This is a genomic window from Kitasatospora sp. NPDC056783, assembly GCF_042789895.1.
In the GTDB taxonomy this organism is placed as follows: Bacteria; Actinomycetota; Actinomycetes; order Streptomycetales; family Streptomycetaceae; genus Kitasatospora.
The window spans coordinates 1-6,504 of record NZ_JBHUAF010000449.1 but is presented as its reverse complement, the minus strand read 5'-3'; the positions used below and the strand labels follow the sequence as shown (position 1 = coordinate 6,504).

Sequence of the window (6,504 nt, the reverse complement as noted above, 5' to 3'; positions counted from 1 at the left end):
CGGCACCCTCCCGGGTCGCGCGGCAGCGCAGCGCGATGGTGTCCCCGTCCGCGGTGAACTTCACGGCGTTCTCCACCAGGGCGTCGAGGGCCGCTTCGAGCCGGGACTCGTCGCCCTCGACCAGGACGGCGGGCGGCGCGTCCAGGTGCCAGCCGCGGTCCGAGGCCGGGCGCCACCGCTGGGCGGTCCGGCGCAGCAGAGCGCCGAGGTCGACCGGGGCCCACTCGAAGGCGGCGGGCTCGTAGGCGTCGGCCAGGACGAGCAGTCGCCCGGCGAGTCGGCCGAGCTTGTCCAGCTCGTCCACCACGACGTCGAGGTCGTCCCTGCTCTCCGGGGTCGACAGCTCGCCCCGGACCATCTCCGCGTAGCAGCGGGCCACCGTGATCGGCGTGCGCATCTCGTGCGAGCAGTTGCGGACGAACAGTTCCTTGACCTCCTGCGCGCGGCGCTCGCGCTCGGCCAGGTCGCGGGCCCGCGCGAGGGCGTCGGCCCGCCGTCGGACGTGCCAGACCATGCTGAGGAAGACCAGCGCCATCAGCGGGATCTCGGCGAGTTCGTCCCACTCGGCGTGGCCCTCGGCGACGAACCGGCCCAGCGTGGCACCCGTCACCAGGGTGACCGCGACCAGCACGGCCGAGGTGCGCCGGGCCGACCAGTTCTGCAGGCCGTAGACGACGGACATGCTGATCCACACCAGGTGGAACGACAGGGTCTCCAGGGCGGGTTCGGCGAACAGCAGCAACTGGCTCGCCCCGGCGAACAGCGCCCAGCCGGTGAAGAGCGGCCGTCCGTGACCCCGCTGCCCGGCTCCGTGCTCAGCCGGCACTGAAGGCGTACCCGACGTTGCGCACCGTCTCGATGACCGGCCGGGGCACCTTGCCGCGGATCCGGCGGACCGTCGCGTCGACCACGTTGCTCCCGAGGTCGTCGGTGTGGCCCCAGACGCTCGCCAGGAGCTCGCGCCGGCTGCACACCTCCCCGGCCCGCCGCATCAGATGGCCGAGCAGCATGAACTCGCGGTGCGACAGGGGGACTTGCCTCCCGGCGAGGTCGAGGGCCTGCCGTTCCAGGTCGAGGGTGGCCGCCCCGACCCGCAGCCACCGCTGGGACGCCCCGGTGGAGGGTGCGCGGAGCCTGGTGCGGACGCGTTCCACCAACTCGGCGGTCGCGAAGGGCTTGCCGAGGAAGTCGACGGCCCCGAGCTGGAGGCAGCGGACCCGGGTGGCGACGTCCATGACGGCGGACAGGACGAGGATCCGCTGGTCGGGCCGCCGGTCGAAGGCGCGCCGCATCACTTCGAAGCCGTCGAACCCCGGCAGCATGAGATCGAGCACGACCAGGTCGAACTCGCCCTCCCGCAGCCGTTGTACGGCGTCCGGGCCGGTGTCCACGTCGTCGACGACGTGACCGTCCGCTTCCAGGGTGCGCCTGAGATAGGTGCGCAGCCGCGCCTCGTCCTCGACGACCAACAGCCGGGCCATGGTGGGTCCTTGTCTCCTCCCCGGCCGCCGCGATCGCCCCCGGGGCCGCCGGCCGCGGCCGCGTCGCATCCTATAAGCGCTTCACCGGTCATGACAGTCAGATGAGAGGCCTGTCATCTTCGCCCCGCTCCGGATGGTTCGGCCACAAGCTTGTCGCGCGCGCGTCACCCGGGCGCGCAAGCGGGGGCAGATCGCCAAGGGGAGAGGAAAGGTGTGTTCACCACACAGGCAATGAGAGCGTCGGCGCGACGCAGACGGCGCACCATCGCCCTGGCCGGCGTCGGGACGATGGTGGCGGCCCTGATCGGGCTGCCGCCGTCGCCGTTCCGGCAGGTGCAGGAGGCCGCCGCCGTGGGCGGGCCGGCCGGCGCGGCGGACGAGACGAGGACACCCCACTACTTCGGTCCGTGGGGGAACTGGGCCAACAGCCCGCTGACCCAGTCGAAGGCCAAGGTGACCATCGCCTCCACGGCGCTGACGGTGGGGAACCCGCTGGTCGACCGGGCGTACGCGACGGACTACGCGACCCCGCCGGGCACGCTCGGCCCGGTGCTCGTCGTCCTGGGCGGCTCCCCGCTGCCCGACGGCACCCTCAAGGGCTTCCGGACCTGGAACCAGGCCAAGCCGGGAGGCAGCCCCTCGACGTCCGAGGGCGGTCTCCTCCACGCCTACGTGCTGCGCCCCGCCGGCGCGCCGGACACGTACACGGTGGTGGCCGACAGCGGGCCGAGGACGGTGCCCAAGCCGGTCTCGGCGTCCGGCGAGGTCGCGAGCTACGACGTCCCCGACGTCGCCGTGCGGGCCGGTGACCTCATCGGCTTCTACGGTCAGGGCGTCCCGGTCGACACCGGCGTCGCCTCCGCCACCGACGCCTTCCTGTACCCGGCCGGCGTCGACAGCACCACGACCCCGCCGGTCAACGTGCCCCCGGCCGCGGGCGGCACGGTGACCCTGGGTTCGGCGTCCTACCCGCGCCACCCGGCGCAGGACCGGCGGTACTCCTTCGGGGCGCAGGTCGTCCCGGCGGCCACCGGGAGCGGCGCCGCGGCGACGGCCACGGTGGACCCGAAGACCGGTGGCATCACGGGCATCGAGGTGACCTCGCCGGGGCGCCACTACGTCGCGGGCGCGACCTCGGTGACCGTCGACGGCGGCAGCACGGCGGCGACCGCGAAGGCCACCGTCAAGGCGACCGGAGCCGTGGTCGAGGTCGCGGTCGACACCGGCGGCAGCGGCTACGGCGGCTTCGCGGCCGCCATCACCGGCGGAGGCGGCAGCGGTGCCACCGCGACGGCCTCCGGAGGGGTGGACGCCGTGGCGGTCACCGACGGCGGGGCCGGCTACACCATGCCGACGGTCGACTTCGACCTGCCCGACGACCCGAAGGGCACGGCGGCCAAGGGCCACGTCGACCCGGCCGACCTCACCGCGGACGGCACGGTCACCAAGGTGACCGTGGACGAGCCGGGCAGCGGCTACAGCGCCGCACCCGGCGTGGTGATCCGCAACGGGACACTGGCCGACCCGATCAACGGAGCGACGAAGGCGACGGCCACCGCGAGCCTGAAGCTGGTCGCGGTCACGGTGGACAGGATCGGCTCCGACTACACCGCCGCACCCGCCGTCACCCTCACCGACCCGACGGGCCGGGGAGGCTCCGGCGCGACGGCGACGGCCGTGACGGACACCGGGGCGATCAGCGGGATCGAGGTCACCGGCCCGGGGGCCGGCTACCTCACGGTCGGGATGAAGAAGTTCCAGGACGCCCTGCCGCTGACCTGCGACCCAGGGAAGGACGGAACCGGCTGCCCGGACGTCCCGCAGCTGCGGGCGCCCTCCACCAAGCCCTCGGAGAAGTTCGTCCCGACGGCCGTACCGGAGCCCGTCACCACCAGCGGCAAGCCGGCCGACGAGTACGTCATCGGCCTGGTGCAGTACCTCACCCGGTTCTCCTCCGACCTGCCGCCGACCCTGGTGCGCGGCTACGTCCAGCTGTCGACGGACGCGGTGCCCGGCCGGAAGGTCCCGCTCTACAACGAGCTGATGGACGGCACCCGGCAGCCGCTGCCGTACACCGGGGTGACCTCGCCGCAGTGGATGGGCCCGCTCATCGCCGCGACCAAGGACCGGCCGGTGCGGGTGGTGTTCCGCAACCTGCTGCCCAAGGGCGCCGACGGCGACCTCTTCCTGCCGGTGGACGGCAGCGGCATGGGCGCCGGCATGGTCCCGATGACGATGCCCGCGCCGAAGAACGACGGCACCGTGACGGACGAGGTGCGCAACCCCGCCTGCACCGACGGCAAGGCCGGCTGCTTCCCGGACAACCGGGCCACGCTGCACCTGCACGGCGGCGTCACGCCGTGGATCAGCGACGGCACCCCGCACCAGTGGATCACCCCCGCCGGCGAGACCACCGACTGGCCGCAGGGCGTCAGCGTGCAGAACGTGCCGGACATGGTGGACGGTGCCGGGGCGACGCTCTGCGCCGCGAAGGACGACGGCTGCTCGACCTTCTACTACACCAACCAGCAGAGCGCGCGGCTGATGTTCTACCACGACCACAGCTACGGCATCACCCGGCTGAACGTCTACGCGGGCGAGGCCGCCGGCTACACCATCACCGACGACACCGAGAAGGCGCTGGTCGCGGGCGGCACGATCCCGGGCGCCGCGGACACCATCCCGCTGCTCGTCCAGGACCGCACCTTCGTGCCGGACGAGGAACAGCTCAAGGACCGGAAGGACGCCGACGGCAAGACCGTGGCCTACGGCCAGGACCCGACCTGGGACACCAAGCGCTGGGGCGGCAAGGGAGGGTTCTGGTACCACCACGTCTACATGCCGGCGCAGAACCCGGGCGACCCGTCGGGCATGAGCTCGTACGGCCGCTGGATGTACGGACCGTGGTTCTGGCCGCCGGCCGGGGACACCAGGTACGGGCCGATCGCCAACCCGTACCACGACCCGACCTGCAAGCTGGACGACCCCTCGACCTGGCAGTACCAGAGCGCCCCGTACTGCGAGCCGGAGCAGATCCCCGGAACACCGAACATCTCGATGGGCATGGAGCAGTTCAACGACACGCCGATCGTCAACGGGGTCGCCTACCCGAAGGTGACGCTCCAGCCGAAGACCTACCGGCTGCGGATGCTCAACGCCGCGAACGACCGGTTCTTCAACTTCCAGTGGTACAAGGCGGATCCGAAGCAGGGCGACGGCACGACCGAGGTCGCGCTGAACGCGGACGAGCTGGCGGCCGCGCAGACCGACCCGAACGTGTCACCCACGCCGGCGGACGCGAACAGCGACGCCGCCGGGCCGGACTGGATCCAGATCGCCAACGAGGGCGGCTTCCTGCCGGCCCCGGCCGTCATCGACGGCCAGCAGCCGACCACCTGGATCACCGACCCGACGCGCTTCGACGTCGGCAACGTGGACAAGCACTCGCTGACCGTCGCGCCGGCCGAACGCGCCGACGTGCTGGTGGACTTCTCGAAGTTCGCGGGCAAGACGCTCATCCTCTACAACGACGCGCCCGCCGCCTTCCCGGCGCGCGTCTCCTCGTACGACTACTACACGGGCGCGCCCGACCTCACCGGGGCCGGCGGTGCCCCGACGCCCCTGCCGGGGTACGGGCCCAACACCCGCACGGTGATGCAGGTGACCGTCGCGGACACGGCACCGGCACCGACGTTCAACCTGGCGAAGCTCCAGGCCGCCTTCAAACACCACGCGGACGGCTCGGGCGTCTTCGAATCCGGGCAGAACCCGGTGATCGTCGGCCAGGCGGCTTACAACTCGGCCTACGGCACGGGCTTCTCCGCCGGCAGCAACTGCAACGTCAAGAACGGCTCGGTCAAGACCTGCGACGGTCTGGTCCGGGTGAACGACACGTCGACGTTCGGCTTCAACACGCTCAAGGCGCCGAACGCCAGGATGACGATGCCGCTGCAACCGAAGGCCATCCACGACGAGATGAACGCGTCGACCTTCGACGACTACGGCCGGATGTCGACCAACCTCGGCGTCGAGGCCTCGCCGCCGACGCCGGGGGCGCAGAACGTGACGCTGTACCCGTACATCAACCCGCCGACCGAGCTGATCGACGGCACCAACCTGCCCAGGGCCGACACGAAGGTGACGCCCATCAGCACCGCCGAGGACGGCACCCAGATCTGGCGGTTCACCCACAACGGGGTGGACACCCACCCGATCCACTTCCACCTGTACGACGTCCAGGTCCTCAACCGGGTGACCTGGGACAACATCGTGATCAAACCCGACGCCAACGAGCTGGGCTGGAAGGACACGGTGCGGATGAGCCCACTGGAGGACACCGTCGTCGCGCTGCGCCCGATCGTCCCGACGGTGCCGTTCGAAGTGCCCAACTCCGTACGGCTGTTGGACCCGACGATGCCGGCCGGCAACACCTCGATGTTCAACAACACCGATCCGCAGGGCAATCCGACGGCGGCGATCACCAACAGGCTGGTGAACTTCGGCTGGGAGTACGTCCTGCACTGCCACATCCTCAGCCACGAGGAGATGGACATGATGCGTCCCCAACTGCTGGCGCTGCCGCCGACGAAGCCGAGCGGGCTGGCGGCGACCGTCATGGGCACGGGCGACGGCGCCCGGATCCGGCTGGACTGGCAGGACAACTCGATCAACGAGACCGGCTTCGCCGTCCAGCGGACCAGCGACGGCGGCACCACCTGGGCCGACGTCGGCACGGTCGACTCGCCGCTGGACCAGCCGAACACCCACGGGACCCGCTCCTTCGTCGACCTGACGGCCTCGGTGACCACGCCGTACCTCTACCGGGTCGTCGCGCTCAACACGGTGGGCTACGGAGGGGAGTTCCCGAGCACGACGGTGAAGTCGGTGTCGGCGCCGCTCCAGGTGACCCCGGCCCCGCTCCAGGCGGCTCCGGCTCCGGCGCCGTGACGCCGGGAGCACCGGAGCCCGGCCGCGGTTGAACGGCCACGGCTGAACGGCCGCGCGCGGCGGGAGGGCCCGGCCC

3 protein-coding genes are annotated in these 6,504 nt (G+C 71.7%); 1 reads left to right on the top strand and 2 read right to left on the bottom strand.

What is annotated here, in order from left to right:
* Together ACFRMQ_RS36445 and ACFRMQ_RS36440 are read right to left on the bottom strand one after the other, a co-directional pair.
* Positions 1–826: sensor histidine kinase (locus ACFRMQ_RS36445; RefSeq protein WP_380735127.1), on the bottom strand; the 826-nt coding region annotated here is incomplete at its 3' end.
* Positions 816–1,481 (bottom strand): response regulator transcription factor, encoded by a 666-nt coding sequence (locus ACFRMQ_RS36440; protein ID WP_380735126.1) that lies wholly within the window; start codon positions 1,479–1,481, stop codon positions 816–818. The genes ACFRMQ_RS36440 and ACFRMQ_RS36445, both read right to left, overlap by 11 nt.
* A 231-nt stretch (positions 1,482–1,712) precedes the next feature.
* Between ACFRMQ_RS36440 and ACFRMQ_RS36435 the strand changes: the two genes are divergently transcribed.
* Complete coding sequence (locus ACFRMQ_RS36435) at positions 1,713–6,428, top strand: multicopper oxidase domain-containing protein (protein ID WP_380735125.1); 4,716 nt, start codon at positions 1,713–1,715, stop codon at positions 6,426–6,428.
* Positions 6,429–6,504 lie beyond the last annotated feature (76 nt).